General features: G+C 59.5%; 27 protein-coding genes and 1 riboswitch. Of the genes, 12 read left to right on the top strand and 15 right to left on the bottom strand.

Annotation, left to right across the window (positions count from 1 at the left end; genetic code table 11):
* Positions 1 to 20 precede the first annotated feature (20 nt).
* From ACA056_RS24100 to ACA056_RS24075, 6 genes are all read right to left on the bottom strand, one after another.
* A complete protein-coding gene (locus ACA056_RS24100) occupies positions 21 to 326 on the bottom strand; it encodes a YkgJ family cysteine cluster protein (RefSeq protein WP_008153413.1) in 306 nt (101 codons plus the stop codon).
* 105 nt (positions 327 to 431) lie between these two features.
* Positions 432 to 1,211, bottom strand: a complete 780-nt coding sequence (locus ACA056_RS24095; protein WP_497268292.1) for an SDR family NAD(P)-dependent oxidoreductase — start codon at positions 1,209 to 1,211, stop codon at positions 432 to 434.
* Positions 1,212 to 1,224: 13 nt separating this feature from the next.
* Positions 1,225 to 2,670, bottom strand: a complete 1,446-nt coding sequence (gene phrB / locus ACA056_RS24090) for a deoxyribodipyrimidine photo-lyase (RefSeq protein WP_497273592.1) — start codon at positions 2,668 to 2,670, stop codon at positions 1,225 to 1,227.
* 34 nt (positions 2,671 to 2,704) lie between these two features.
* A complete protein-coding gene (locus ACA056_RS24085; protein WP_497268290.1) occupies positions 2,705 to 3,646 on the bottom strand; it encodes a MerR family transcriptional regulator in 942 nt (313 codons plus the stop codon).
* 10 nt (positions 3,647 to 3,656) lie between these two features.
* On the bottom strand, positions 3,657 to 4,616 hold the full coding sequence (locus ACA056_RS24080) for a YbgA family protein (protein ID WP_497268288.1): 960 nt from the start codon (positions 4,614 to 4,616) through the stop codon (positions 3,657 to 3,659).
* A 131-nt stretch (positions 4,617 to 4,747) separates the two neighbouring features.
* Complete coding sequence (locus tag ACA056_RS24075) at positions 4,748 to 5,734, bottom strand: NAD(P)/FAD-dependent oxidoreductase (protein WP_497268286.1); 987 nt, start codon at positions 5,732 to 5,734, stop codon at positions 4,748 to 4,750.
* Positions 5,735 to 5,930: 196 nt separating this feature from the next.
* Between ACA056_RS24075 and ACA056_RS24070 the strand changes: the two genes are divergently transcribed.
* Positions 5,931 to 6,833, top strand: coding sequence for a TIGR01777 family oxidoreductase (locus tag ACA056_RS24070; protein WP_497268284.1), 903 nt, complete (start codon positions 5,931 to 5,933; stop codon positions 6,831 to 6,833).
* 13 nt (positions 6,834 to 6,846) lie between these two features.
* Complete coding sequence (gene hemH / locus ACA056_RS24065; RefSeq protein WP_497268282.1) at positions 6,847 to 7,872, top strand: ferrochelatase; 1,026 nt, start codon at positions 6,847 to 6,849, stop codon at positions 7,870 to 7,872.
* 132 nt (positions 7,873 to 8,004) lie between these two features.
* Here the strand turns inward: hemH and ACA056_RS24060 are convergent, their stop codons facing one another.
* Entirely contained in the window at positions 8,005 to 9,279 is a 1,275-nt protein-coding gene (locus tag ACA056_RS24060) for a uracil-xanthine permease family protein (protein WP_347803319.1), read from the bottom strand.
* Positions 9,280 to 9,281: 2 nt separating this feature from the next.
* Positions 9,282 to 9,920 carry a uracil phosphoribosyltransferase gene (gene upp, locus ACA056_RS24055; protein WP_033061273.1) on the bottom strand — a complete coding sequence of 213 codons (639 nt, stop codon included), beginning with the start codon at positions 9,918 to 9,920 and terminating at the stop codon, positions 9,282 to 9,284.
* A gap of 165 nt (positions 9,921 to 10,085) precedes the next feature.
* Here upp and ACA056_RS24050 point away from each other — a divergent pair, with 165 nt between their 5' ends.
* Together ACA056_RS24050 and ACA056_RS24045 are read left to right on the top strand one after the other, a co-directional pair.
* Positions 10,086 to 10,643 carry a hypoxanthine-guanine phosphoribosyltransferase gene (locus tag ACA056_RS24050; RefSeq protein WP_008153401.1) on the top strand — a complete coding sequence of 186 codons (558 nt, stop codon included), beginning with the start codon at positions 10,086 to 10,088 and terminating at the stop codon, positions 10,641 to 10,643.
* Positions 10,644 to 10,647: 4 nt separating this feature from the next.
* On the top strand, positions 10,648 to 11,121 hold the full coding sequence (locus tag ACA056_RS24045; RefSeq protein WP_497268279.1) for a WbuC family cupin fold metalloprotein: 474 nt from the start codon (positions 10,648 to 10,650) through the stop codon (positions 11,119 to 11,121).
* A gap of 7 nt (positions 11,122 to 11,128) precedes the next feature.
* On the opposite strand, the gene dauA is transcribed toward ACA056_RS24045, so the two are convergent.
* The gene (dauA, locus tag ACA056_RS24040) at positions 11,129 to 12,850 is read right to left on the bottom strand and encodes a C4-dicarboxylic acid transporter DauA (RefSeq protein ID WP_497268277.1); all 1,722 of its coding nucleotides are present in this window, start codon (positions 12,848 to 12,850) and stop codon (positions 11,129 to 11,131) included.
* A gap of 151 nt (positions 12,851 to 13,001) precedes the next feature.
* Between dauA and ACA056_RS24035 the strand changes: the two genes are divergently transcribed.
* Positions 13,002 to 13,487 (top strand): hypothetical protein, encoded by a 486-nt coding sequence (locus ACA056_RS24035; protein WP_497268275.1) that lies wholly within the window; start codon positions 13,002 to 13,004, stop codon positions 13,485 to 13,487.
* 62 nt (positions 13,488 to 13,549) lie between these two features.
* Entirely contained in the window at positions 13,550 to 13,837 is a 288-nt protein-coding gene (locus ACA056_RS24030; RefSeq protein ID WP_008153397.1) for a PA4642 family protein, read from the top strand.
* Between the two features lie 65 nt (positions 13,838 to 13,902).
* On the opposite strand, the gene mqo is transcribed toward ACA056_RS24030, so the two are convergent.
* Both mqo and ACA056_RS24020 read right to left on the bottom strand, forming a co-directional pair.
* On the bottom strand, positions 13,903 to 15,411 hold the full coding sequence (gene mqo / locus ACA056_RS24025; RefSeq protein WP_497268273.1) for a malate dehydrogenase (quinone): 1,509 nt from the start codon (positions 15,409 to 15,411) through the stop codon (positions 13,903 to 13,905).
* A gap of 740 nt (positions 15,412 to 16,151) precedes the next feature.
* Positions 16,152 to 16,385 (bottom strand): hypothetical protein, encoded by a 234-nt coding sequence (locus tag ACA056_RS24020; protein ID WP_497268271.1) that lies wholly within the window; start codon positions 16,383 to 16,385, stop codon positions 16,152 to 16,154.
* 205 nt (positions 16,386 to 16,590) lie between these two features.
* Between ACA056_RS24020 and ACA056_RS24015 the strand changes: the two genes are divergently transcribed.
* Entirely contained in the window at positions 16,591 to 17,175 is a 585-nt protein-coding gene (locus tag ACA056_RS24015; protein WP_497268269.1) for a YajG family lipoprotein, read from the top strand.
* 101 nt (positions 17,176 to 17,276) lie between these two features.
* Here ACA056_RS24015 and ACA056_RS24010 read toward each other — a convergent pair whose 3' ends face one another.
* Positions 17,277 to 17,483, bottom strand: a complete 207-nt coding sequence (locus tag ACA056_RS24010; RefSeq protein WP_054045634.1) for a hypothetical protein — start codon at positions 17,481 to 17,483, stop codon at positions 17,277 to 17,279.
* Positions 17,484 to 17,675: 192 nt separating this feature from the next.
* Here ACA056_RS24010 and ACA056_RS24005 point away from each other — a divergent pair, with 192 nt between their 5' ends.
* Positions 17,676 to 17,960, top strand: a complete 285-nt coding sequence (locus ACA056_RS24005; protein WP_347803325.1) for a hypothetical protein — start codon at positions 17,676 to 17,678, stop codon at positions 17,958 to 17,960.
* 177 nt (positions 17,961 to 18,137) lie between these two features.
* Here ACA056_RS24005 and ACA056_RS24000 read toward each other — a convergent pair whose 3' ends face one another.
* Positions 18,138 to 19,301, bottom strand: coding sequence for a 1-acyl-sn-glycerol-3-phosphate acyltransferase (locus ACA056_RS24000; protein WP_497268266.1), 1,164 nt, complete (start codon positions 19,299 to 19,301; stop codon positions 18,138 to 18,140).
* A 142-nt stretch (positions 19,302 to 19,443) separates the two neighbouring features.
* On the opposite strand from ACA056_RS24000, the gene ACA056_RS23995 reads away from it, so the two are divergent.
* From ACA056_RS23995 to ACA056_RS23985, 3 genes are read left to right on the top strand one after another with little or no spacing between them, the layout of a single operon-like run.
* Positions 19,444 to 19,626 carry a CPXCG motif-containing cysteine-rich protein gene (locus ACA056_RS23995; RefSeq protein WP_008153387.1) on the top strand — a complete coding sequence of 61 codons (183 nt, stop codon included), beginning with the start codon at positions 19,444 to 19,446 and terminating at the stop codon, positions 19,624 to 19,626.
* A 12-nt stretch (positions 19,627 to 19,638) separates the two neighbouring features.
* Entirely contained in the window at positions 19,639 to 19,899 is a 261-nt protein-coding gene (locus ACA056_RS23990) for a putative signal transducing protein (protein ID WP_497268263.1), read from the top strand.
* 35 nt (positions 19,900 to 19,934) lie between these two features.
* Positions 19,935 to 20,558, top strand: a complete 624-nt coding sequence (locus ACA056_RS23985) for an SOS response-associated peptidase (protein ID WP_046048287.1) — start codon at positions 19,935 to 19,937, stop codon at positions 20,556 to 20,558.
* Between the two features lie 188 nt (positions 20,559 to 20,746).
* Here the strand turns inward: ACA056_RS23985 and ACA056_RS23980 are convergent, their stop codons facing one another.
* Positions 20,747 to 22,888 carry a methyl-accepting chemotaxis protein gene (locus tag ACA056_RS23980; RefSeq protein ID WP_497268261.1) on the bottom strand — a complete coding sequence of 714 codons (2,142 nt, stop codon included), beginning with the start codon at positions 22,886 to 22,888 and terminating at the stop codon, positions 20,747 to 20,749.
* A gap of 196 nt (positions 22,889 to 23,084) precedes the next feature.
* Here ACA056_RS23980 and ACA056_RS23975 point away from each other — a divergent pair, with 196 nt between their 5' ends.
* Positions 23,085 to 23,903, top strand: coding sequence for a M48 family metallopeptidase (locus ACA056_RS23975; RefSeq protein ID WP_497268259.1), 819 nt, complete (start codon positions 23,085 to 23,087; stop codon positions 23,901 to 23,903).
* Positions 23,904 to 24,054: 151 nt separating this feature from the next.
* Here ACA056_RS23975 and ACA056_RS23970 read toward each other — a convergent pair whose 3' ends face one another.
* Complete coding sequence (locus ACA056_RS23970) at positions 24,055 to 24,639, bottom strand: TMEM165/GDT1 family protein (RefSeq protein WP_102615272.1); 585 nt, start codon at positions 24,637 to 24,639, stop codon at positions 24,055 to 24,057.
* Positions 24,640 to 24,727: 88 nt separating this feature from the next.
* Positions 24,728 to 24,852, bottom strand: a riboswitch (yybP-ykoY riboswitch).
* Between the last annotated feature and the right edge of the window lie 16 nt (positions 24,853 to 24,868).

Here is a 24,868-nt window from a genome sequence, read left to right as displayed (position 1 = left end):
GGACCAAGGTGCTTTCTCGATCACCGATACGCCGTGGTAATCCCTTGGCGTTCGTCGATGCATTCCGGTGCACCCATCTCGAACTCCCGGCAGATCAACGGGCGTTTTTCATAGATGGTGCACATCATCGTGTTGCGATCCAGCGCGGCGCACCAGCCGTCATCCAGACGCAGCATGACTTCCCCGCCCCAGTCATCGGTATCGATAAAACGTTCGGGCACGCCCGTGTCCGTGATCAGCATGACTTCGAGCTGGCAGCAACAAGCTGCGCAGGTCGAGCAGGTGACCGCAGGCTCGGCGATTTGCGTGTGGGGAATGGTTTTCATAGCGCCCAGTGTAAGGCAGTGGGCCGGTGCTGTGTGAAAGGCCGGACGGACGCTTGGTCGCTGGGTGCGATCAGCCCCGAGATGCCACTCCCGGCGATGGTGATTTCACGGCTGGTCCTTGATCGGCGGATTGCTGCGCACCATGCGTTTGCCGATCGCCAGTTTCCCCCGGTTGGGTACTTTCGACAGTGGCCAGAGGTCGGCCATGAACAACGCCGGAAAAGCTAATTCCAGCGGACGATTCTTGAGTTCGGCGAAGATGTAGCGTGCGGACTTGTCCACCGGCCAGCTGAGTGGCATGGGGACGTTTTCCGCCGGCAGCGGCGTCTCGACAAACCCCGGGCTGACCACGGTGACTTCGATGCCTTGCGGTGCAAGATCAATGCGCGACGATTCAAACAGGTAACGCAGCCCGGGCTTTGAGGCGCCATGAGCCTCGGACCGCGGCAGCGGCAGGTAGGTTACCGAGCTGGCGACGCCCACCAGATGCGGCGCGGTGCCCGCGCGCAAGAGCGGCAAGGCGGCCTGGATGCAATAGGTGCTGGCAAGCAGGTTGGTGCGCACTACGTGCTCGACGATTGACGAATCGAACTGCTGAACGTCGACGTATTCGCAAGTGCCGGCGTTGAGGATCACTGTGTCCAGAGCTCCCCACTCTTCAGCAATCTGCTCGCCGATTTCTCGCACGGTCTGGCTGTTGGTCAGGTCACCGGCCACCACCAGCACTTGCCCCGGATAACGCTGGGACAAGACTTTGAGTGGCGCCACCGAGCGAGAGCTCACAGCGAGGTGAGCGCCGGTTTTCAGTATTTCTTCGGCCAGCGAGGCGCCAATGCCGTTGCTGGCACCCGTCAACCAGTATCGCCGTGGAGGTGTAAAACTCATCCCATTCTCCTTTTCAACCAGGCAATCGCCCGTCATTTTGTCGTGATGGCAGGTTCTTGAACGCGGCCAGCGCCCGTTGGCGAGAGCTGCTCAAATTGACGATCGGCGACGGATAATCCGCCACACCGAACAGGCCGCCGAGGTTCGCCGGGTTGTGCACATCCTTCTTGTTCAGCCCGGCCAGTTCCGGCAGCCAGTACTTGATGAACAGCCCCTCGCTGTCGAATTTCTCCGACTGGCTCAGCGGGTTGAAAATCCGGAAGTAGGGCGCCGAATCGGTGCCAGTGGACGAGCTCCACTGCCAGCCACCGTTGTTCGCCGCCAGGTCGCCATCGATCAGATGACGCATGAAAAAACGCTCGCCTTCACGCCAGTCGATCAGCAGGTTCTTGGTCAGGAACATCGCCACCACCATGCGCAGGCGGTTGTGCATCCAGCCGGTTTCAAGCAATTGGCGCATGGCCGCGTCGATAATCGGCAGGCCGGTACGGGCCTCTTGCCAGGCCAGGAGTTCATCTGGAGCATCGCGCCAGGCGAGGGCTTCGGTTTCCGGGCGGAAGGCGCGATGACGCGAGATCCGTGGGTAACCCACCAGAATGTGTTTGTAGAATTCGCGCCACAGCAATTCGTTGATCCATGTGACGGCGCCGACCTTGCCACTTTCGAACTCGCCCTGATTGCTTTGCAGCGCGGCGTGCAGACACTGACGGGGGGAAATCACCCCGGCGGCGAGATAGGCCGACAGCTGACTGGTGCCCGGTTTGGCAGGGAAATCGCGTTCGTTTTTGTAGTCGTCGATCTGGGCATCGGTGAAGGTGTCGAGGCGGCGGTGGGCTTCGGTTTCACCGGCTGGCCAAAGACTGCGCAAGCTGTCGCTGGGCGTTGCGAAGCCTTCAATGTTTGATGGGATCTTGTCGTTGCTGATCGCCAGCGGAACCTGTACGACGGGTGCTGAGACCCGCTTCGGAAACGACCCGCGCAGGCGGTCGTAACACGCCTTGCGGAACTGGCTGAAAACCTGAAAGTAAGTGCCCGTTTTGGTCAGTACGGTGCCCGGTTTTAACAGCAGTTGATCAAGGTAGCTGTAAAAGTCGATGGCATTGGCTTTCAGTGTTTCGGCCACGGCTGCGTCACGACGGCTTTCATGAATGCCGTACTCCTCGTTGACGTGGACCGCGTCGATTTTCAGCTGCTGGCAAAGATCGAGCAGCACCTTGGGTGCTTCATCCCAGCGAGATGCCTTACGGATCAACAAGGGAATGTTCAGTTCGCCCAACGCGCGGCTTAACTCGTTCAGGTTGCGCAGCCAGAAATCCACTTTGCACGGCGCGTCGTCGTGCTCCAGCCATTGCTCCGGGCTCAGCAGATACACCGCCACCGTCGGGCCTCGGGCTGCGGCGGCCGAGAGGGCGGTGTTGTCCTGTAGGCGCAAGTCGCTGCGCAGCCAGATCAATTGCAGGGTGGTGTCCGTACGATTCATTAAAAATTCGCCATTAAATGAGCCCACGCTGAACCAGGCCCTGATGTGCCGCTAACGGATCTTCAGCCAGGAACAAGTCAGTAATCTTGAACGTTCGTGCGGACAACTCGGCGTGGTGGATGCATAACGTGGGTCCGGCAATCATTTTTGGGCAACTGACACCATTCAAAAGTTTCGGCAGCTGCGAAAGGTTTATGGTTTTGCTGGAATACAGCAGTACGCCGCGGGCTTGCAGATGATCGACCGCCAGCGCGAGTTCGCCGGCAGGAAGTGGCCAGTCGAACACCTCCACCGGGCAATCGGCGCTGCTGATCAGCCAAGCGGTCAGCCACAGGTGAGGTTCCAGTGGCAGGTCCGATTGATTGATCAACAACAGTGGCGCGGTGCGTAGCTGACGGTTGTTATGGTAGATGCGTGCGCCAAATTTGCTGCGTAACCAGGAGTAAAAAAACACTCGCTCCATCTGAGCGCCGAACTGGCCTTGCCAGCGTTGCTCCAGTTCAGCCAGCAACGGCATCAGCAGTTGTGCGCACAAGGTTCGTGGTGGATACAGCGCCATGGCCTGATTGACAGTGTCATCGAGGGTGCGTTCGTTCAGTTGAGTGACCGCTTGCAGCAACGTATGGCGCAGCACTTGCCAATCGTTTTCGACGGATTCGGTAAAGGCCTGCGGGGTGTCGAGCAGTTGCTTGACCTGGCTGACGGCCACGCCGCGGTTGAGCCAGGTGAGAATCGTCAGGATGCGTTGAACGTGTTCGGCAGAAAACAGCCGATGACCCTTGGGTGTGCGTTGCGGCACGATCAGGCCATAACGCCGTTCCCAGGCGCGCAGGGTGACGGCGTTGACGCCGGTCTGCCGCGCGACTTCACGGATCGGCAGCCAGCCTTCGTCGAGGGCTTTCTTGAAGTCGGCGCCGAGGTCTTCGCTGGCGCTGGTGTCGAGTGGGCTTTTCATTGGATTGTCATTAGATCGCGTTTCGCAGGCTGAGATTTTCCGGATGCGGTTGCAGGTACACCTGTTGCGCAATGTACGGATGAGGATGTTGGCGAAAGTAGTGTTTGAGCAGCGTCAGCGGCACCACCAGCGGCACGATGCCGTGGCGGTATTGGCCAATGACGTGCTGCACTTCCTGTTTGTCTTCAGGGCTGATCGTCTGTTTGAGATAACCACTGATGTGTTGCAAGACGTTGGTATGAGTGCGGCGTGTGGCGCATTTTTTCAGGGCCTCCATCAGCTCGCTGAAGTAGCGGGGGCCAAGTTCGTTCGGGTCGGTCTGGCCCATGTTGCCCAGCAGATTGCCCAGGGTTTTGTATTGCGCCGGGTTGTGGGCCATCAGCAGGTATTTGTAGCGCGAGTGAAAGTCCGTGAGGCCACGGCGTGTCAGGCCTTCGCGCAGCAACTGCTGCCAGGCGCTGTAGGCGAACACGCGAGTCAGGAAGTTTTCTCGCAGCACCGGGTCGTTGAGTCGGCCGTCTTCTTCCACCGGTAAATCCGGATGCAGCGCGCAGAACGCCTGCGCGTAGATGCCACGGCCACCACCGTCCACCGGCGCACCGTTGGCGTGGTAGACCTTGACCCGATCCAGGCCGCATGACGGGGATTTCTGCATGAAGATATAGCCGCAGAGGTCGACCAGTTCTGCGGCCATTTTCTGACCGTATTCGGCCAATGGCCGGGTGACATTGAGTGCTGTGTTAACGGTGCCGACGGCTTCGGGATGTTGTGGATCACCCACCAGACGGATCGGCTCCCGAGGAATACCGAGGCCGATGGCGACTTCCGGACAGACCGGGACGAAATCGAAATAGTCAGTGAGGGTGCGACTGCACAGCCGAGATTCCTTGTGCCCGCCGTTGTAACGTACTTCTGCGCCCATCAGGCAGGCGCTGATGGCGATCTTCGGTTTCACGGTGACGTGGGGCATCGGAGCACCTCGAATCTAAACCTGTACAAACTGATCGGTCTGTACAACATAACTTCATCATAGATTCAAAGGTGTACAAGTCAAATTGTTTGTATAGGTTTTCCGTCGGCCTCCTACCGGATCGATGCGATTCACTGCAGATGCGCATGCAAACGGCGGGCGGCTTCCTGGCCGCTGAGCCAGGCGCCTTCGACACGACCGGACAAGCACCAGTCACCACACACATACAAGCCTAGATCGGCATCGGCCAGGGCTCCCCACTCATGGCTGTTGGCGGGGCGGGCGTAGAGCCAGCGGTGGGCGAGGCTGAAGGTCGGGGCGGGCATGGCGTCGTGCAGCAGCTCGGCAAATGCGCCGTGCAATTGCTCGATCACCGCTTCCTTGGACAGGTCGATATGTTGCCGGCTCCAGGCGCTGGTGGCATGCAGGACCCAAGTGTCCAGCGTGTTGTCACGGCCCGGTTTGCTGCGGTTGCGAGCCAGCCAGTCGAGCGGGCTGTCCTGTACGAAGCAGCCTTCCATAGGTGTATCCAGCGGTGTCTCGAACGCCAGCGCGACAGCCCAGGTCGGGTCCATCTTCACCCCGGCGGCGGCACCGGCGAGTTTCGGCGCGGAGGCCAGCAGTGCAGTCGCCTGAGGCGCCGGCGTGGCGATAATCACATGACTGAAGGGGCCGTGGGTGAAGCCTTCGGCGTCCTGCAGATGCCAGTGCTCTTCGCCGCGATAGACCTCGGTAATGCGGCAGGCGAAATGCACTTCCAGGTCGCCGAGCAGGCCGCGGGTGATGGCGCTCATGTGCGGCGTGCCGACCCAGCGCGTCTGTTCGTCCGGCGACAGGTTGAGCTGGCCGCCGTGGTAGGTGTAGAGCTGTGGCATCCATTCAGCGACCCAGCCGTTGCCTTGCCAGCGCTGGACTTCAGTGACGAAGCGGCGATCACGGGCGGTGAAATATTGCGCGCCCATGTCCAGAGCACCCGCATCGCTGCGCTTGCTCGACATGCGTCCGCCACTGCCGCGGCTTTTATCGAAAAGTTGAACGACATGCCCGACCTCTGTCAGGGCCTGGGCGGCGGAGAGCCCGGCAATGCCGGTGCCGATGATTGCGATAGGTACAGTCATAGGGGCCTCGTTTACCTTTCTGTACAGACTACGCCGTGGTTGAAACCTGTACAATATTGTTTTTTGGTATAACTTTTAGCGTTCTCGTTCTGACAGCTTGGCCTATTGTTAAACACAGAGCCTGCCCGATACCAAAGATCCCTGCTTATAAAAATAGACTAGTGATCAGGGTAAAACGCTACGCGAGGAAGTAGTCATGCACATATTGCTGACCGGCGGTACTGGTTTGATAGGACGTCAACTCTGCCGCCTCTGGTTGAGTCAGGGTCATCGCCTGACGGTCTGGAGTCGCAAGCCTGAAAAAGTCGCGAAAATCTGCGGTGCCCAAGTGCGCGGAGTGGCCCGCCTCGAGGACATCGGCCAGGAACCGGTGGATGCGATTATCAACCTCGCAGGTGCACCGATTGCCGATCGCCCCTGGACAACCAGACGCAAAGCGCTGTTGTGGAGCAGCCGCATCACCCTGACCGAAACCCTGCTGGCCTGGCTCGAAACCCGTGAACAAAAACCGCAGGTGTTGATTTCGGGGTCTGCGGTCGGTTGGTACGGTGACGGGGGCGAGAGGGAGTTGACCGAGAAGTCTCCACCGGTCATCGATGATTTCGCCAGCCAGTTGTGCATCGCCTGGGAAGAAACCGCCCAGCGTGCTGAAGGCTTGGGCCTTCGCGTGATCTTCATTCGTACCGGGCTGGTGTTGTCGGCCGAGGGCGGCTTTTTGTCGCGGCTGTTGCTGCCGTTCAAAGTGGGGCTGGGCGGGCCTATCGGCAATGGCCGGCAGTGGATGCCGTGGATCCATATCAACGATCAAATCGCCCTGATTGATTTTCTTCTGCATCAGGAAGACACCAGTGGTCCTTATAATGCCTGCGCACCCAAGCCGGTGCGCAACCGCGAGTTTGCCAAGACGTTGGGCAGCGTGCTGCACCGCCCGACGTTCATGCCCATGCCGGCCTTGGCGTTGAAGGTGTGTCTGGGCGAATTATCATTGTTGTTGCTGGGTGGCCAGAAGGCCGTCCCGGCTCGCTTGCTGGAAGCGGGTTTCACTTTCCAGTTCACTGATTTGCGCGCGGCTCTGGACGACCTTTCCAGCCGCCTTTGAAATAGGACGTTGCATGACCGATCACGCATTGCTTCTGGTCAATCTGGGCTCACCGGCTTCCACCTCGGTGGCGGATGTGCGCAGTTACCTCAATCAATTTCTGATGGACCCGTATGTGATCGACCTGCCATGGCCGGTGCGACGTTTGCTGGTGTCGCTAATTCTGTTCAAGCGCCCGGAGCAGTCAGCCCACGCCTACGCCTCGATCTGGTGGGAGGAGGGTTCGCCGTTGGTGGTGCTCAGTCGTCGCCTGCAACAGGCCATGACGGCCCAGTGGACCCACGGTCCGGTGGAACTGGCGATGCGTTATGGCGAGCCGTCGATTGAATCTATGTTGGTGCGTCTGGCGGCCCAGGGTCACAAGAGGATCACTCTCGCACCGCTCTATCCACAGTTCGCCGACAGCACTGTGACTACGGTGATCGAGGAGGCCAAGCGCGTAGTGCGCGAGAAACAGCTGGATGTGCAGTTTTCGATTCTCCAGCCGTTCTACGATCAGCCGGAATACCTCGATGCGCTGGTGGCCAGCGCCAAGCCGCATCTGGAGCAGGAGCACGATCACCTGTTGCTAAGCTTTCACGGATTGCCGGAGCGGCACCTGACCAAGATCGACCCTACCGGTCACCATTGCTTCAAAAGCGATAATTGCTGTCTGAACGCTTCACCAGAAGTTCTGGCAACCTGCTACCGCGCCCAATGCCTGCGCACGGCGTCCGAGTTTGCCAAACGGCTGGGCCTGCCGGACGGCAAGTGGTCGGTGTCGTTCCAGTCGCGTCTGGGGCGGGCCAAATGGATCGAACCCTACACTGAAGCGCGCCTTGATGAGTTGGCTGGAATGGGCGTGAAGAAAGTGCTGGTGATGTGCCCGGCGTTCGTTGCCGATTGCATCGAGACTCTGGAAGAGATCGGTGATCGCGGCAAAGAGCAATTCCGCGAGGCGGGGGGAGAGGAGTTGGTGTTGGTGCCGTGTCTTAACGATGATCCGCAGTGGGCGCGGGCGTTGAGCATCTTGTGCGAAAGAGCGCCTCTGGCGCTTTAAAACTGTGGCGAGGGGGCTTGCCCCCGTTGGGTCGCGAAGCGGCCCCAAAACTCTCGCAGTCGATGAAGATTTTGTGAGTGCTGCGCACTCAAACGGGGGCAAGCCCCCTCGCCACAGGGATTGAGTTGCCTCTTACAACAACGACTCATTCGCCTTCTTGTGCTTCCAGCTGTCATTACCCGGCAGCAACAGGTTCAGCGCAATCGCCGTCACCGCGCACAGCGCGATGCCTTTAAGGCCGAAGTCGTCCGGCCCTGTGCCGGTGCCGACCAGTACACCGCCGATCCCGAACACCAGGGTCACCGAGACAATCACCAGATTGCGCGCTTCGCCCAGGTCGATCTTGTGGCGAATCAGTGTGTTCATGCCAACCGCCGCGATCGAACCGAACAGCAGGCACAGAATCCCGCCCATCACCGGCACCGGAATGCTTTGCAGCAACGCGCCGAATTTGCCGACGAACGCCAGGCTGATGGCGAAAATCGCCGCCCAGGTCATGATCTTAGGGTTGTAGTTCTTGGTCAGCATCACCGCGCCCGTCACTTCGGCATAGGTGGTGTTGGGTGGACCGCCAAACAGGCCGGCTGCGGTGGTGGCAATGCCATCGCCGAGCAGGGTGCGGTGCAGGCCGGGTTTCTTCAGGTAATCGCGACCGGTCACGCTACCGACGGCGATCACGCCGCCGATGTGCTCGATGGCCGGGGCCAGGGCCACCGGAACGATGAACAGAATCGCCTGCCAGTTGAATTCCGGCGCGGTGAAGTGCGGGATCGCAAACCACGGTGCAGCAGCAATTTTCGCGGTATCAACGACGCCGAAATAAAACGCCATCGCAAAGCCCACCAGCACGCCGGAGATGATTGGCACCAGGCGGAAAATGCCCTTACCGAACACCGCGACGATCAAGGTGGTCAGCAGCGCTGGCATCGAGATCAGCATCGCCGTCTGATAATGAATCAGCTCGGTGCCGTCGCCGGCCTTGCCCATCGCCATGTTGGCGGCGATTGGTGCCATGGCCAGGCCGATGGAGATGATCACCGGACCAATCACCACCGGTGGCAGTAGGCGGTCGATGAAACCGGTGCCTTTGATCTTCACGGCAAGGCCGAGGAAGGTGTAGACGAAACCGGCCGCCATCACGCCGCCCATGGTCGCCGCGAGGCCGAACTGGCCCTTGGCGAGAATGATCGGGGTGATGAAGGCAAAGCTCGACGCCAGGAACACCGGCACCTGACGCCCGGTGACGATCTGGAACAGAATCGTCCCCAGGCCTGCGGTGAACAGCGCCACGTTCGGGTCGAGGCCGGTAATCAGCGGCATCAACACCAGGGCGCCGAAGGCCACGAACAGCATCTGCGCACCCGACAGCACCGTGCGCCAGAGCGGATCGTTGAACTCATCCTGCATGCTCAAGCGTCCTTCTGCTTGGTGCCGAAGATCTTGTCACCGGCATCACCCAGGCCAGGGATGATGTAACCGTGTTCGTTGAGTTTCTCGTCAATGGAAGCGGTGTAGATGGTCACGTCCGGGTGAGCCTTCTCTACGGCGGCAATGCCTTCGGGAGCAGCCACCAGCACCATCGCGCGGATATCCCGGCAACCGGCTTTTTTCAGCAGGTCGATGGTAGCGACCATGGAACTGCCGGTGGCGAGCATCGGGTCGATGATCATCGCCAGGCGTTCGTTGATTTCCGGAACCAGTTTTTCCAGGTAGGTGTGGGCCTGCAGGGTTTGTTCATTGCGGGCCACGCCGACTGCGCTGACTTTGGCGCCCGGGATCAGGCTCAGCACGCCTTCGAGCATGCCGATACCGGCACGCAGGATCGGTACTACAGTAATTTTCTTGCCGGCAATTTTCTCGACCGACACCGTGCCGGCCCAGCCTTGGATATCGTAGGTTTCCAGCGGCAGGTCTTTGGTGGCTTCATAGGTCAGCAGGGCACCGACTTCCTGAGCGAGCTCACGGAAATTCTTCGTGCTGATGTCGGCGCGGCGCATAAGGCCAAGTTTATGACGGATCAGCGGATGGCGGATCTCGAGGATGGGCATGGGAAAGGCTCCGGCGGCGGGCAAAAAAACCGGCCTAGATTAATCTATCCGAGGGTGTTGTCCTATAGACATAAAGTACGTTAGTCCACAAACGCTTGATCTGGCCGTGCGGGATGCGTACCTTTGCCCGCTTTTCCGATTCCGTCACCCCCCCTGGAGAGCGCCATGTCTGCTGATCTCGAGCATATCCGTCAAATCATGCGAGAGGCTGACTGCCTGTACACCGAAGCTGAAGTCGAGGCGGCCATCGCCCGCGTCGGTGCACAAATCAACGACCAGCTGGCTGAAAGCAATCCGGTGGTGTTCTGCGTGATGAATGGCGGGCTGATTTTCTCCGGCAAGCTGCTGACCCATCTGAACTTCCCGCTGGAAGCGTCCTACCTGCACGCCACCCGTTATCGCAACGAAACCAGCGGCGGCGACCTGTTCTGGAAAGCCAAGCCGGAAGTCTCGTTCCTCGATCGCGACGTGCTGATCATCGACGACATCCTCGATGAAGGTCACACCCTGGGCGCGATCATCGACTACTGCAAACACGCCGGCGCCCGCGCTGTGCACACCGCCGTGCTGATCGACAAGGACCACGACCGCAAGGCTCGCCCGGACCTGAAAGCCGATTTCGTCGGCCTGCCATGCATCGACCGTTACATCTTCGGTTACGGCATGGACTACAAGGGTTACTGGCGCAACGCCAACGGGATTTTTGCTGTTAAAGGGATGTAAGAACATGACCGCGCCGAGCTTTCTCGATCAAACCCTGTTCGCTGAATTGGCCGAGAAAGCCGCAGCCAATCCTCGCGGGCGTCAGCATCACAACTTCCATCAGATGGAAGACGCCTGCCATCGCATGGTGGTTGGCTTGCAGCCCGACACCTATGTCCCGCCTCACCGGCACTTGGGGGAAAACAAGGCTGAAACCTTGTTAGTCCTCAAAGGGCGACTGGGTGTGTTGATCTTCGATGAGTCTGGCGGGGTGTTGAGCAAACAAATCCTGCAGGCTGGTGGCGACTGTCTCGGTGTGGACCTGCCAGCCGGTGTGTTCCATGGCCTGGTGGTACTGGAAGCGGACAGCCTGATGTTCGAGTGCAAGGCCGGCCCTTATCGCCCCGTCGGTGAAGGTGAGCTTGCTCACTGGGCGCCGCGCGAAGGCGAGCCTGGTGTGGCTGAATATCAGGCGTGGATGCGCGCGCAGTTCACCTGAGGCGCGCTCAATTTCCCCCGGCCAGCCAGCGTTCGCTTTTGCGACGAGCCTGTTCCAGGTTGTTCACGTAGGCCAACTGACGCTGTTCCCGATGGATGCCCGCGCGTCTGAGCTTCAGGCGCACCCGTGGGGCGGTCGCCACCAGAATCAGGCCAATGCCGTCCGTGCGGTAATCCCTCAGGATATTGTCGAAGGCCGCGAGCGCCGTCATGTCCAGCATGGGCACGGCGCTCATCTCGACGATCACCACTTTGACCTCCGGACTGAATTTGCGTAGCACCCCCAAGGCTTTTTCGGCCGCGCCGAAAAACAGCGGCCCGCGTATCGCATAGCAACGAACATGCGCCGGCATGTCCTGCAAGGCTTGATGGTAAGCACGGGGCAGTTCGGCGGTGTCCGTAAGATCGCTCATGCGCTTGATAAATAACCCGGCGGCGAGCAGCAGGCCGACGGCGACGGCCATCACCATGTCGAACAACACCGTCAGGCTCAGGCAGGTCAGCAAGACCAACACATCGCTGCGGGGCGCGATGCGCAAGGTATGCAGCACGTGCCGGGCTTCGCTCATGTTCCACGCCACCATGACCAGCAACGCAGCCAATGCAGCCATCGGCAGGTAGCTGAAAAGTGGTGCGAGGACCAGTATCGCCATCAGCACCACCGCGCTGTGAATAATGGCCGCCAATGGCGAAAAGGCTCCGCTGCGCACGTTGGTGGCACTACGGGCAATCGCCGCCGTGGCGGTAATGCCGCCGAACAGCGGTGCGATCAGGTTACCCAAGCCCTGGCCCAGCAGTTCTGCGTTGGGGTCGTGTTTGCTGCCGGTCATGCCATCCGCCACCACCGCACACAACAAGGATTCGATGGCCCCGAGCATGGCAATGGCGAACGCCGGCGCCAGCAACTGACGGATCAAGTCGTAAGACAGGTGCAGAGGCTGGCCGTCGGGACCGGGTAGATTCCACGGCCAATCGAAGCTTGGCAGGAAAGGCGGAATGCCGGGATGGCTGACGCCTTCGACCATATAGCTAAAACGCTCACCCAATGTCGCCACCGCCAACCCGCCGTGCTCCAGCGCCAAACCCAGGAGCGCGCCGATGGTCAATGCCACCAGATGCCCTGGAATCCTCGGCACCCACCGTGGCCAGACAATCAGAACGGCCAGGCATGCGATGCCTATGATTCCGTCCCCTAGCCGGGCGCTGGGCAGCGCCAGAATCAGTACGCCCAGCTGTTCGATGTAGTGTTCTGCCTGGCCGGCGGTGTTCAGGCCCAGCAAATCCTTCAATTGCAGGGTGGCAATGACAACGCCGATCCCGGCGGTAAAGCCCAGGGTGACCGGATACGGAATGTACTGAATTAACCGCCCGGCTCGAATCAGCCCCAGGGCAATGAGGATGACGCCGGCAAGCATGGTGCAGAGCAGCAGGCCGCCCAGGCCATATTGTTGGGTGATGGGCAGCAGAATGACCACGAACGCGGCGGTCGGCCCACTGACATTGAAACGCGAACCTCCTGTCAGGGCGATCAGGGGCGCGGCGATCAGAACCGTATACAACCCTTGCTGGGGCGGTACACCCACGGCAATCGCCAGGGCCATGGCCAGCGGGATGGCGATAATCCCTACGGTCACCCCGGCACTGATGTCGCCGCGTAAGCGTCTGAGGGTGTAGCCGGCGCGCCAGGTCTGACGCCAGGCGGCGAACAACGGGGGAACGGAGAACGACATGAGCACTCCACGGTAGACGGCGCACCGTTGAACGACGGCTGAAAGCTCTTCCAGTATGGCCAGCCTCGTACTGCGAAGTATTGACCCATATCGCTAATTCGCGCGGTTGATCCTCGTGCTAGAGTGCTCGGCTTCGCCTAGGGAGCCTGTCATGAGCCTTTTGATCCGCAGCTGCGCCGCCCTGTTGCTGACCGTCAGCCTGCCTCTGGCTGCCGCCCCGGCGCCGATGCACGCGCAGTTCCTGCCTCCGGATGACCTGACCCTGCGTGATGCAGAGCCCGAGCAGCAACAGCTGTTGCAGATCACCGAGTACTCGGTGGTGGTCGGCAGCCAGCGCCAGTCCAACCAGCAGCCGATTCCGGTCACTTCCCCTTTGCTGATCCGCCTCAAGGGAAAATCCTTGAACAAGGGCGCAACCATCAACCAGGTGCTGGTCAATTTCGATGGCGAAAGCAAAAGCCTGAAAAAGCCGATCTACGACGAAAAAAGCAAAACCCTGACGCTGTTTTACCCGATGGCCCAGTACCGGGTGGTGATCGACTTGTTGCGCAATGACACGGTGTATTGCCAGTTCCTCAGCTACGCCAACGGCCATATCTGGGCCGATCTGCACACAGGCAGCGTTCGTCCGCGTTGAGCCCTGTGCCCGGGGAGGGGTAAACTGCCCGCCCGTGAAATGTCTGCGAGCTGGAGTCGGCAATGCGTAAAGATAAGAAGCAAGTGATTGGTGACGAGATCGGCGATGAGCAGATCAAGCTGTTCCTCGATTTCGAACCGGTCGACGCCACGTCGCCGTCGCTGCACAAACTGATCAAGGCCTATCGCGGCCTGCGCATCGATGACTTCGGGCGTTTTCTGACGTTCTTCGTCGAAGCCGGTCTGGATCTGGACGGCAAGGATGAACACGGCAATGACTTCGTCGCCCTGATCAAGGATCAGCGCAACGCGGCCGAGTACATCGAGTTGATCGAAAAGGCTCGCGGTTAATTTTTTAAGCGGCACAAAAAACGCCCCGCTCTCAATGAGAACGGCGCGTTTTTTATGCGACCGAATCAAGCGTAGCTTTCGGTCTCGTTGCTGGCTTCAACCAGTTCCAGCGCGACGTTGTTCTGCACGTTGATCTTGCGATACAGCGCAGCGTCGGTTTCCAGAACCTTTTCCCGAGCCGGGAAGATTTCCGCCAGTTTGGCAGCCCATTCACCGGACGCTTTGTTCGGGAAGCATTTTTCGATCAGTTCAAGCATGATCGAAACGGTCACCGAAGCGCCTGGCGACGCGCCGAGCAGGGCGGCAAGGGAACCGTCCTTGGCCGCGACCAGTTCGGTACCGAACTGCAGAACGCCGCCTTTCTTCGGGTCTTTCTTGATGATCTGCACCCGTTGGCCGGCCACTTCCAGGCGCCAGTCTTCGGCTTTCGCTTCAGGGTAGAAGCGACGCAGGGAGTCCAGACGCTGCTCCATCGACTGCATCACTTCGCTGACCAGGTACTTGGTCAGATCCATGTTGTTTTTCGCCACGGCCAGCATCGGGCCGATGTTGCCGGCGCGAACCGACATCGGCAGGTCCATGAAGGAGCCGTGCTTGAGGAACTTGGTGGTGAAACCGGCATAAGGTCCGAACAGCAGGGACTTCTTGCCATCGACCACGCGGGTGTCCAGGTGCGGCACCGACATCGGTGGCGAACCCACGGCCGCCTGGCTGTAAACCTTGGCCTGGTGGTGTTTGACCACTTCCGGGTTGTCGCAGCGCAGCCACTGGCCACTGATCGGGAAGCCGCCGAAGCCTTTGCTTTCTTCGATGCCCGAAGCTTGCAGCAACGGCAGTGCCGCGCCACCGGCGCCGAGGAACACGAATTTCGCGTCGACGTCACGGGAATTGCCGCTGTTGACGTCCTTGATACTGACGGTCCAGCCACTACCGTTACGCTTGAGGCCGGTCACGCGCTTGCAGTACTTGACCTGGGCATCGGGTGCGCTGGTCAGGTGCTTGAGCAGTTGATTGGTCAGGGCGCCGAAGTTGACGTCGGTGCCGTTCATGACGCGGGTGGCTGCGACGACTTCGTCGGCTGGCCGCCCCGGCATCATCAATGGCATCCACTCGGCCATGGTGGCCTTGTCTTCGGTGTATTCCATGTCCGAGAAGGCGTGGTGCTTGCTCAGCGTCTTGAAGCGTTCCTTGAGGAAGGAAACGCCATCGTCGTTCTGGACGAAGCTCAGGTGCGGCACCGGGCTGATGAACGTCTTGCACGAGCCGAAGGTGCTTTTCTTGGTCAGGTAGGACCAGAACTGCTTCGACACCTCGAACTGGGTGTTGATGTGCACGGCTTTCTTGATGTCGACGGTGCCGTCGGCGGCCTGCGGCGTGTAGTTGAGCTCACACAGCCCGGCGTGACCGGTACCGGCGTTATTCCACGGGTTCGAACTCTCCGCGGCACCGGAATCCATCAGCTCGACGACTTCCAGCTTGATCGCGGGGTCGAGCTCTTTGAGCAGTACAGCGAGGGTGGCACTCATGATGCCGGCCCCAACCAGTACTACGTCGACTGCTTCGTTATGCGCCATTTAACGCGTCTCCAAAATCTGCAGCACCAAATTGTCGGCATGGCTGCCAGGCGTTCAGGGGCGTGTCAGTGATGCCCCAGGTACCCATGGCAGTATCGCCATGTCCGAATCTTCGCAATTTTTTGCAACTTCGACGGACGCTACCGGCCGGGTCTAAAAGAGTTACATGAACTCACTTCAACGCGCGGCTGGCAATTCGACTTATGGTCGATACATCCGTTTGTGCAACCAAATCCGTAGAGGACAGGCTTCAGGATCCGGTGTTCGAGGCGTACTCGGTCCTGTGTCGTTGGGCTGTTTCAGACGCTAATGGTGCATATTCAGACGCAAAACTATTCATTTGCTCGCCACACTCTTGTGAAGTTGTGAAAACCCGTTTTTTTCACGCTCTTTTGAAGACGTGAACCTCAAAAAAGGGCTGCCCCAGCCTGGCACCGTGCCCGGATGGATTGCCGCCATGGGATACATGACTGGCAAAACGGGCAAACAGCTCAGTGACCGAGCGTAATGACAGCTCTGCAGATTCGCGAAAAGTGGGGTTTTTGCTCAAGGAACAGCAAGCGCGCCAGCTTCACTCGATCTGTGTGGGCGGCTCTCTGTAGGGCGGTGCGGGGTGTCAATACAAGCGCATTGACGATGCTGCGAGGCCCGATCAGGAGACGTCCTTATAATCGGGGGGAGATTGTAGCGAAGAAACGCAGGGAAATGGTCGTGTTTAATGACTTTTATTAGGTGTTCGGTCAGGTGGTCAACAGTTGCTGAGCCCGCGCACGTGGCTGGCGCTGGCTGACACGGGCGCTAGGGGGCAGGGGATGGTGTAACCAGTTGAGACGGATTTCTTCGATTTCGACCCAGCCATCACCCATCGGCTGGAGGCTGCACTGTTTGAATGCCTGGCAGTGGCCGTTGCGGTCTAGCAGGGCGAAGCAGCGATGCAGAGGGCGTGGGTTGAACAGCGAGATGAGATAGCGCATGGCGAAGTACCTTGTGGGGTGACTGCTGTGAAGGTTGTCAGCGAGCCGTGACGAGCAAATGTATGGGTGGTGACATATCTGTGACAGGAACCGCGGTCTGAAGGGTTTGTCAGAGATTTCAGTATTCACTGTGAGGAGCTAGTTACCCGCAGTGGCCCACCGCTATACTGCCGGCCTGTTTGTGCCTGATTCTGGAGAGAAGAGCATGTTGCAACGCCTGTTGTTCGGTTTGATCACTGTGACCAGTTTGACGCTGGTCGGCTGCGCCCACAGCCCGCAACAACTGAATCCGGAACCCAAGCTGACGACTCAGCTGGCACCGGTCGGCCATGGTCAGCCGGTGGTGGTGCGTGTGGTGGACGGTCGTCCGTCGCCAACGCTGGGCACTCGTGGTGGCCTGTACCCTGAGACCAGCGCGATCACCGTGCAGGGCGCACAGATTTTGCCGAAGTTGCAGGCTCAGGCCGAAGCGGCCGTGCGGTTGTTGGGCTTCACCCCAACCTCCAATGCGCTGAATGCTCCGCAGTTGACCGTGACCCTGGCCGAGCTGAAGTATCAGTCGCCTAAAGAGGGCATGTATGTGACTGAGGCCACCATTGGCGCGACGTTCCGCTCCGATGTGCAGAATGCCAATCGTCGCTACAGCGGTCGTTATGGTGCGTCCCTGGATCAGCGTTTTGGTATGGCGCCGAATCAGGAAACCAATACCAAGCTGGTTAGCGATGTGTTGAGCGATGCGTTGACGCGTCTGTTCAAGGATCCGACGATTGGTCAGATTCTCGCCGAATAAACGTTCGCTGAACTCAAAAAAGCCCGGTGCCAGCAATGGTCCCGGGCTTTTTCATGCTTGCTGATTTTTGGTGGGACTGCGCCCACCGGGGTTCAGCGGTGTCATGCTGCTTCGGAGTAAAAATCCAGAACACTCACGCCCGTCAGCAAATCCGTCTCCGGCAAATCCGCATGCTGATGCCCACCCAATGCGCAGTACACCAGCCAGTGGCGGTCCTGGACATTGAAGGCGAGGCTGCCGACGAGATTTTGTTGTTCGTCGCTTTGAGCAATGAGGTAGAGGCGATCCTGGTTTTCGGCGTGCAACATGACGGTTTCCGTGTCGGTTTTGAGGGGCGCCAGACTGGCGTATTCAGATGACGGCGCCGTGACACAGGACAGGAATCGGTCAAATGATTCGTTATTTGTCGGAAAGCAAGGGCAGGTGGCGAGGCTTTCGGTAGAATTCGCGCCGCGGTCGTCGGTTCGGCGTCTGCCACACCTGTTTTGCTGAGGTCCGTGATGTCGTTGCATTTGATTTCGCTGTTTACCAACCATCCCGCCAAATTGATCAACCTGTTGGCCTTGTTGTTTGCGTTTCCGGGCGGCTGGTTGCTGCATGCCACTCGTCGCCGCGAACAGCGCGCGTTGGCCATTCTCGAAGCGCAAAGCCAGAGCCGTCGTATCGATGAACCGACGTTGATGCTGGATGGGGCGACCTTGCGCATGAACCGGTTTTTCTATCGATTCGGGTTTGCTTGCCTGGGGTTGGCGCTGCTGGTGTCGTGGATCAGCACGCGGGTCTGACCTTTCTAACACAATACTTGTGGCGAGGGGGCTTGCCCCCGTTGGGTTGCGAAGCGACCCTGAAATCTGCAGCCACATTATCTCTGATAAACCTCATCAGTTTTACGACTGCTGCGCAGCCGAACGGGGGCAAGCCCCCTCACCACAGGGCGCCGTTGTCGTATCCAGCCAAAAACCTTACAGCGGCAAACCTGCTTTCACACGGTACTGATTACGCACCGGCGTCGCGTATTGCACGACCATGAACGGACGATGTTCCTCAGGGCAAGCATCCAGACGTTGTTGCCATTGCTCCTGAGCCTTGGCCAGTTCGTCTGCCGCAAACACCTCGGCGGCTTTCGGCACCTGCAATTGCGGGTCGGCGTCTTTCCACTGGGCGTAAGCCAGGTAGTGCACCGGGAACAGGCGGTAGCCGCCAAGGATCTGCCGGTCCATCTCGATCGCCAATTGCTTGGTGTCGTCGAACAGCTCGGTGATCGGCGAGGCGAAGTTCACATGCACGCGGCCCTTGTAGCCGGTGATGCCCTTGGCAATGCTCACATCGTCCTCGCCCGGGACTTTGGTGTAGCTGCCGGTGGTGGCGCGGATGAACAGCTCGCGAGCCTTGGCTTGATCGCACGGGTCGTATTCGTAGCTGATCGACACCGGGGTGACGTTCAGCGACTGAATCACTTCGCCGAAGGGCTCGTCCTTGCGGCTCATGTGGAACATTTTCAGGATCGCCGACTCGGTGCGATCGTCGCCGTCCTTGGCCCGGCCTTCGGCCTGGGCGATCCAGATCGAGGCGCAATCGTTGCGGATCGAGTGGTTGATGTAAGCCGACAGCAGCTGATACGCCGCCATCTTCTCGCGGCGACCGGTGATCGAACGGTGCACGATGAAGCTCTTGTTCAGGCGCATCAGATCGCTGACGAAGGGCTTTTGCAGCAGGTTGTCGCCGATCGCGATGCGCGGTGTCGGCAGGCCGGCGTGGTACACGGCATAGTTGACGAAGGCCGGGTCCATCACGATGTCGCGGTGGTTGGCGATGAACAGGTAGGCGCTGCCGGACTTGAACTGCTCGACGCCGGTGTACGTCACCCCGTCCGTGGCGCGCTCGATGGTGTGGTCGACGTACATCTCGACTTTATCCTGCAGCGTGGCCACGGAGGTGACGCCGGCGAACTCACGGCGCAGCCGATGAGCTATAAGAGGTTTGAGCGCCCAGCCGAAAGCACCGGCAAAGCGCGGGAAGCGGAAGTGGATGAGGATGTCTAGAAACGCCTTGTCGCCGAGCAGTCGGTCCAGCACCGCTGGGACTTCGCTATCGTCGTACGGTCGGATGGCATCGAATTCGCCCATCATGCTCTCTTGTTAGAAACGGCTAGGGTAAGTAAAGGTTTTGATCGAAAACCAACGGGGCACGGTCTGAAAAGTTAGCCAGACAAAAATAGCCCTGCAAATAGACCGGCGATTATACGCACAAGTCACCTGGGAGACCGCGATGCTGGAAACCGAGCGCTACGAATGTCCGTATTGTGGTGAAGAGGCTGAGGCCGTTCTGGACTTGTCCGGTGGCGATCAGACCTATATCGAAGACTGTCCGGTGTGTTGTCGCCCCATCACGTTTGTCCTGCAGACTGACGGTCAGGAATGGTTGCTCGAAGTTCACAGCGAAAACGAATGAAAGGGGCACCCCATGCAGCGAATCTACGAGCCGGAAAACCTCATGGAAGGTGAGTTGCTGCAAAGCATGCTGGCCAGCGAGGGCATCGAAGCGCATCTGGTGGGGCGCGATTTACTGGGTGGCACCGGCGAATTGCCGATCTTCGGTCTGCTGGGATTATCGGTGGATAACGACCAGGCGGAATACGCCCGGGAGTTAATCAGCGCGTACAATGCCGCGCTGCCGATGCCCGGCGATGAACCGGAAAGTTTTCCTGGCACGCTGGTCTGTTAGGCTGACGTTCGTTTTATCAAGAGTCGTGTTGCCCCATGTGCGGACGTTATGCCCTGTTTCGCTGGAACCCCGCCTTCGCGGCCCTGCCTGGCTTCCCCGCCGATCAGCAGGCCCAGTGGAATATTTCTCCCAACGATTCGGTGCTGATGCTGCGTGCGGGCGTTGACGGCCAGCGCGAGTTGGCCCGAGCGCGATGGGGTTTGACGCCGCCGTGGCTGACCGATCTGTCCCGCACACCGGCCCATGCCCGGGCCGAAACCGTCGCTGAACAACCGATGTTTCGCCAAGCCCTGCGCGAGCGCCGTTGCTTGCTGCCGGCCAACGGTTTTTACGAATGGCGCGGCACAACCCGCAAGCGTCCGTATTGGCTGACACCGGGGGAGGGCTCGACGCTGTTCTTTGCGGCGATTTGGGAAGCGTATCCAGTGCAGGAGCAAGTGTGGCTGAGCACGGCGGTGATCACGCAGCCGGCGGCGAGTCAGCGCCGGCCGTTGATTCTCGATGCGGCGGGGCAGGAGGCGTGGCTCAATCCAGAGACTCCGTTGCATGCTTTGCAAGCGTTGCTCGCCAGTGAACCCGCGGCGTTGCGCGAGCGGGTGTTGGCGAATCTGGTGAATGATCCGAAGCTCAATGGGCCGGAGTGTCTTACCCCCGGTTAGAGCGATGTGTGATTCAAGAGCCACCCCTCACCCCAGCCCTCTCCCCATAGGGGAGAGGGGGAAAGGGAGCCGATCTCGGTTGCTTTCAGAACCTGAGTTCGACTCGGTAATTCAGGTCGATGTAACTCTAAGAACACCTCGGTCTGTCCCCTCGCCCCCTGGGGAGAGGGTTAGGGTGAGGGGGCGCTTTAGACCTTGAACTGATTGATCAACCGCCGCTGCTGCTCAGCCAACTTGGTCAGATCCGCACTCGCCGCACTCGACTCATCCGCCCCGCCCGCCACTTCATTGGCCACTTGCCCGATGTTGATCACGTTCCGATTAATGTCGTCAGCCACCGCACTCTGTTCCTCGGCCGCACTGGCAATCTGGGTGTTCATGTCGTTGATCACTGACACCGCCTGAGTAATCGTCTCCAGCGCCTCGGCTGCTTTCGCCGCATGCTGCACGCTTTCATCGGTGCGGCTCTGACTGTCCTCCATGACCCGCACCACATCGCGGGTGCCTTGTTGCAACTGCTGGATCATGGTCTGAATTTCTTCAGTGGCTTTCTGAGTCTTCTGCGCCAGGTTGCGCACTTCATCGGCCACCACCGCAAAACCGCGTCCCTGTTCGCCGGCGCGGGCCGCTTCGATGGCCGCGTTCAAGGCCAGCAGGTTGGTCTGTTCGGCGATTCCGCGAATTGCCGTCAGGATCGCATTGATGTTCTCGCTGTCCTTGGCCAAGGTTTGCACCACGCTGACTGCCTTACCGATTTCTATCGCCAGCACGCCAATCGAGTTCGACGTGTCCCGCACGATTTGCATGCCCTGCGCCGCTGCTTGATCGGCATGGCTGGCGGCTTGCGCAGCCTGAGTCGCGTTGCGCGCCACGTCCTGAGCGGTCGCTGTCATTTCATGCACCGCAGTGGCGACTTGATCAATCTCGGCCATTTGCTTGTGCACGCCGATGTTGGTGCGGATGGCGATGTCGGCGGTGTGTTCCGACGAATCACTGACGCTCTGCACCGAAGTCACCACCTGGGTGATCATCACCTGCAACTTGGCCAGGAAGGTGTTGAAGCCTTTGGCGATGGAGCCCAATTCGTCGGCGCGGTCGCTGGTCAGGCGTCGAGTCAGGTCACCTTCGCCCTGAGCGATGTCGTCGAGCATGGCAACCATCTGCTTCAGCGGCCGGGCAATGCCGTGGCCCACCAGCCAGATCACCAGCAAGCCGATACCGGCAATCAACAAGCCGACCATGGCCATGCCGAAGGTGTCGGACTTGCGCTGGGCGTCCAGATCGCCCTGAAGTTTTTGCAGGTCGGCCATCACCGCGTTCAGCGGCAGTTGCAGCATGAGGGTCCAGCGAGCGTCGGTCTGGCCGATGCCGAACGGCAGGTACAACTCGATCCGGCCCTGGACCTTGTCGACGGTGTAGGTGACTTCGCCGCGCTTGAGATTGGCCATGTTGGCGATCTGCTGGCTGTCGAGGATGTCGCTGACCTTCTCGCCGAATTTGCTCGGGTCCTTGGTGTAGGCAACGATCCGGCTGTTGCCGCCAATCAGGGCCATTTCACCAGCGCCGCTGTACAACTTCTGATTCGCGCCGAGGAGCATTTCCTGAATGAAGTTCACCGACAAGTCGGCGCCGACGATGCCCTGGAAGGCCCCGTTGAGCATGATCGGTTCTATAAAGGAGGCGAGCATGACGATCTTGTCGCCGACTTTGTAGGGCGCCGGATCGATCACGCAGGATTTTTTGGTTTCTTTCGAGCACAGGTAGTACTCGCTGGCGCGTACGCCGGTGGACAGGGTTTTCTGGTCGTCGACGTCCACCAGTTTGTCCAGGCCCAGGCTGCCGTCTTCGTTGCGGAACCACCACGGCAGGAAGCGGCCGTTGCTGGCGTCGATGCCGACCACCTGGGTGTCGACGTAGGCCGCGTCGTTGTGATCGAGGGCGTTTTTTTCCCAGCCGATGTAGGTACCGAGAATTTTCGGGTTCTTGGTGACGTTTTCCTTGATCAGGCTGATTAACTGCTCACGACTGAGGCTCAGCTGCGGCTGTCCATCGGCGCCCGGTGTGCCGATTAATGCGTTGACTCGCACCAGTCCGCCGGCAATCAGCAGTGGCGCTTCGAGCTCGCGCTGGATCTGGCTGACCTGGGTTTGCGCCAGTGACGTCAGGCGTTGTTCGATGACTTGCTCGAATTGTGCCTGGGTCCGCTGCTGGACCATGTCTTGTGTCCGTGCGCCGGAAAACAACGCGTAGAGCACCAGGGCTGCCACGACACTAAGAACGATGGCGCCGGCGAGGGCCGCCACGGAAAACTGGATCGACTTGAATTTCATGGGTGCTCCGCACGCAAGAGGACGTCTGCGGTGCTGTATCGGCGGGGTGTCGATGGCCATGAGCGGAGTTTGGCGAATTGGCTGTTTTGGAATGTTTGATGTCGTAAATGAATTAGTGCGTGCTGCACGTCCGTTGTATCTGGCGCCGATACAATTCACCGCCTAGGATACGCCGCATGTTTCAGGGAGATTTTTGATGAACAAGACATTGGTTGTGTGTGCACTGAGCGCAGGTCTGCTGCTCGCCGGTTGTCAGTCGGTCAATACCACCAGCGGTGGCGCGGTGGGCGTTGAGCGCAAGCAGTACATGTTCAGCATGTTGTCGACCGACGAGGTCAACCAGATGTACGCCCAGTCTTATCAAAAGACTGTCGGCGAGGCGAACACCAAAGGCGTGCTGGACAAGACCAGTAACGAGGCCAAACGTGTCCAGGCGATTGCCGACCGGCTGATTGCCCAGGCGCCGGTTTTCCGTCCGGATTCGGCCCAATGGAAATGGGAAGTCAACCTGATCAAGAGCGACGAACTCAACGCCAACTGCGGGCCTGGCGGCAAGATCATTTTCTACACGGGGCTGATCGACAGCCTGCAACTGACCGACGATGAGATCGCGGCGATCATGGGCCACGAAATCGCCCACGCCCTGCGCGAGCATGGTCGTGAAGCGATGTCCAAGGCTTACGGCATCGAAATGGCCAAGCAGGGCGCCGGTGCCTTGTTCGGTCTGGGTCAGGGCAGCCTGGCGTTGGCGGATACCGTGGCCAACTACGGCATGACCTTGCCCAACAGTCGCGCCAATGAAAACGAGGCGGACCTGATCGGCCTGGAACTGGCCGCTCGCGCCGGTTACAACCCGAACGCCGCGATCACCCTGTGGAACAAGATGACCAAGGCCTCGGAAGGTTCGTCGCCGGAGTTCATGAGCACTCACCCGGCGTCGTCGAGTCGTATTGCTTCGTTGCAGGCGGCGATCCCGAAAGTCATGCCGCTGTACGAGAAAGCCAGGAAATCCTGATAGTCATGTAGCGCGGCTGCTCACGCCTTCGCGAGCAGGCTCGCTCCCACACTGGATCTCCATTGTTTGCAAATTTTGTGTCCACTGGAGATCAATGTGGGAGCGAGCCTGCTCGCGAAGAACGATGACGCGGTGTGACTGACCTACCGCGTCAAACCCAACCACTGCTCTGCATCGCCTTGTACACCGCGACAATGGCGAGGATGAAGAACGCCGACGCCGCCAGGCGACGGATCAAGGTCAACGGCAATTTATCCGCGGCAAAGTTACCCGCCAAAACCACCGGCACGTTGGCAATCAACATCCCGACGGTAGTGCCGATAATCACCAGCCACAGTTCCGGGTATTGCGCAGCGAGCATCACCGTGGCGACTTGAGTCTTGTCACCCATCTCTGCAAGGAAAAATGCGATTAGCGTGGTCAGGAACGGTCCGAACTTGCGGGCGGTGCTGGCTTCGTCGTCATCCATCTTGTCCGGCACCAGGGTCCACAATGCGGTCGCGGTGAAGCTCGCGGCGAGGATCCAGTGCAGCGTCGCATTCGAGAAGAAACTACCGACCCAGGCACCTACCGCGCCGGCGGCCGCGTGGTTGGCCAGGGTTGCAGCGACGATACCGGCGATGATCGGCCAGGGCTTGCGAAAGCGAGCGGCGAGAATGAGCGCGAGCAGTTGCGTCTTGTCGCCGATTTCGGCCAAGGCAACGATTGCGGTGGGAACGAGAAGTGAATCCAGCATCAGGGTTTTCCTAAGGGGCGGGTCGACACGGCTATGACACGTACAGCCTTCCCGCCCCGGGTAAGGTGTTCGTGTCATAGGTCTTGTCAAACCCTGCGATCCGTCTGATGCGGACGCTTGGGTCGCATACGCCATGGTCTGTTGACCAAGTATGTTGACGTATGCCGGACGAGCATGGCGCTCGTGGGAGACTACTCCCCTAGGACGGAGCGGATTTTGCCTAGGCAGA

It is taken from the genome of Pseudomonas sp. LBUM1666, assembly GCF_059695775.1.
This window is presented reverse-complemented; position numbering and strand designations above follow the sequence as displayed.

What these genes read in the sequence shown, in the direction of transcription:
- ACA056_RS24100 (WP_008153413.1), bottom strand. Translation starts at nt 326, where the DNA reads ATGAAAACCATTCCCCACACGCAAATCGCCGAGCCTGCGGTCACCTGC.
- ACA056_RS24095 (WP_497268292.1), bottom strand. Translation starts at nt 1,211, where the DNA reads ATGAGTTTTACACCTCCACGGCGATACTGGTTGACGGGTGCCAGCAAC.
- ACA056_RS24085 (WP_497268290.1), bottom strand. Translation starts at nt 3,646, where the DNA reads ATGAAAAGCCCACTCGACACCAGCGCCAGCGAAGACCTCGGCGCCGAC.
- ACA056_RS24080 (WP_497268288.1), bottom strand. Translation starts at nt 4,616, where the DNA reads ATGCCCCACGTCACCGTGAAACCGAAGATCGCCATCAGCGCCTGCCTG.
- ACA056_RS24075 (WP_497268286.1), bottom strand. Translation starts at nt 5,734, where the DNA reads ATGACTGTACCTATCGCAATCATCGGCACCGGCATTGCCGGGCTCTCC.
- ACA056_RS24070 (WP_497268284.1), top strand. Translation starts at nt 5,931, where the DNA reads ATGCACATATTGCTGACCGGCGGTACTGGTTTGATAGGACGTCAACTC.
- hemH (WP_497268282.1), top strand. Translation starts at nt 6,847, where the DNA reads ATGACCGATCACGCATTGCTTCTGGTCAATCTGGGCTCACCGGCTTCC.
- ACA056_RS24060 (WP_347803319.1), bottom strand. Translation starts at nt 9,279, where the DNA reads ATGCAGGATGAGTTCAACGATCCGCTCTGGCGCACGGTGCTGTCGGGT.
- upp (WP_033061273.1), bottom strand. Translation starts at nt 9,920, where the DNA reads ATGCCCATCCTCGAGATCCGCCATCCGCTGATCCGTCATAAACTTGGC.
- ACA056_RS24050 (WP_008153401.1), top strand. Translation starts at nt 10,086, where the DNA reads ATGTCTGCTGATCTCGAGCATATCCGTCAAATCATGCGAGAGGCTGAC.
- ACA056_RS24045 (WP_497268279.1), top strand. Translation starts at nt 10,648, where the DNA reads ATGACCGCGCCGAGCTTTCTCGATCAAACCCTGTTCGCTGAATTGGCC.
- dauA (WP_497268277.1), bottom strand. Translation starts at nt 12,850, where the DNA reads ATGTCGTTCTCCGTTCCCCCGTTGTTCGCCGCCTGGCGTCAGACCTGG.
- ACA056_RS24035 (WP_497268275.1), top strand. Translation starts at nt 13,002, where the DNA reads ATGAGCCTTTTGATCCGCAGCTGCGCCGCCCTGTTGCTGACCGTCAGC.
- ACA056_RS24030 (WP_008153397.1), top strand. Translation starts at nt 13,550, where the DNA reads ATGCGTAAAGATAAGAAGCAAGTGATTGGTGACGAGATCGGCGATGAG.
- mqo (WP_497268273.1), bottom strand. Translation starts at nt 15,411, where the DNA reads ATGGCGCATAACGAAGCAGTCGACGTAGTACTGGTTGGGGCCGGCATC.
- ACA056_RS24020 (WP_497268271.1), bottom strand. Translation starts at nt 16,385, where the DNA reads ATGCGCTATCTCATCTCGCTGTTCAACCCACGCCCTCTGCATCGCTGC.
- ACA056_RS24015 (WP_497268269.1), top strand. Translation starts at nt 16,591, where the DNA reads ATGTTGCAACGCCTGTTGTTCGGTTTGATCACTGTGACCAGTTTGACG.
- ACA056_RS24010 (WP_054045634.1), bottom strand. Translation starts at nt 17,483, where the DNA reads ATGTTGCACGCCGAAAACCAGGATCGCCTCTACCTCATTGCTCAAAGC.
- ACA056_RS24005 (WP_347803325.1), top strand. Translation starts at nt 17,676, where the DNA reads ATGTCGTTGCATTTGATTTCGCTGTTTACCAACCATCCCGCCAAATTG.
- ACA056_RS24000 (WP_497268266.1), bottom strand. Translation starts at nt 19,301, where the DNA reads ATGGGCGAATTCGATGCCATCCGACCGTACGACGATAGCGAAGTCCCA.
- ACA056_RS23995 (WP_008153387.1), top strand. Translation starts at nt 19,444, where the DNA reads ATGCTGGAAACCGAGCGCTACGAATGTCCGTATTGTGGTGAAGAGGCT.
- ACA056_RS23990 (WP_497268263.1), top strand. Translation starts at nt 19,639, where the DNA reads ATGCAGCGAATCTACGAGCCGGAAAACCTCATGGAAGGTGAGTTGCTG.
- ACA056_RS23985 (WP_046048287.1), top strand. Translation starts at nt 19,935, where the DNA reads ATGTGCGGACGTTATGCCCTGTTTCGCTGGAACCCCGCCTTCGCGGCC.
- ACA056_RS23980 (WP_497268261.1), bottom strand. Translation starts at nt 22,888, where the DNA reads ATGAAATTCAAGTCGATCCAGTTTTCCGTGGCGGCCCTCGCCGGCGCC.
- ACA056_RS23975 (WP_497268259.1), top strand. Translation starts at nt 23,085, where the DNA reads ATGAACAAGACATTGGTTGTGTGTGCACTGAGCGCAGGTCTGCTGCTC.
- ACA056_RS23970 (WP_102615272.1), bottom strand. Translation starts at nt 24,639, where the DNA reads ATGCTGGATTCACTTCTCGTTCCCACCGCAATCGTTGCCTTGGCCGAA.